At 69.7% G+C, this 499-nt stretch carries 1 protein-coding gene; it reads right to left on the bottom strand.

The window, feature by feature from the left end:
* Positions 1 to 27: 27 nt before the first annotated feature.
* On the bottom strand, positions 28 to 372 hold the full coding sequence (locus IH13_RS0126185; RefSeq protein ID WP_031088421.1) for an ArsR/SmtB family transcription factor: 345 nt from the start codon (positions 370 to 372) through the stop codon (positions 28 to 30).
* Positions 373 to 499: the final 127 nt, after the last annotated feature.

Genomic DNA, 499 nt, shown 5'->3' with positions numbered 1-499 from the left:
GAGATGTGTATAAGAGACAGTGGGACGTCAGCTCTCGCCGAGGCGCTCGGCCTGGAGCCCGGCCGCGCCCAGCACGCTGCCCAGCAGGCCGGGGAAGAGGTCGTCCAGGTCCTCGGCCCGCAGGACGCTCATCTTCGCCGTGCCCCGGTAGACCTGGCGGATGACCCCGTTCTCCCGCAAGACGCGGAAGTGGTGGGTGCTGGTGGACTTGGAGACCGGGAGGTCGAAACGGGAGCAGGCCAGTTCGTCCCCGGCGTCCGCGAGCCGGCACACGATCCGCAGCCGCATCGGGTCGGAGAGCGCGTGGAGCACGCCCTCGACTCGGATCTCCTCACGCGAGGGATGCGCGAGTGCACGGGCGTTGGGCGTCACGGTGGCTCCCTTTCGTCCTGGACCTCCATTGTACGAGAGTCGTCGTAGCTATGCGCCGTTTCACGAGAACCGCCGTAACCGGGGGCCGCCCCGCACCGCCGCGCCAGGCTCCCGGTCAACGGCGGGC

Origin of the sequence: Streptomyces sp. NRRL WC-3549, from assembly GCF_000721935.1 — a bacterium.
GTDB lineage: Bacteria > Actinomycetota > Actinomycetes > Streptomycetales > Streptomycetaceae > Streptomyces.
The sequence above is the reverse complement of the archived record's forward strand: the minus strand, read 5'-3'. Positions and strand labels throughout refer to the sequence as shown.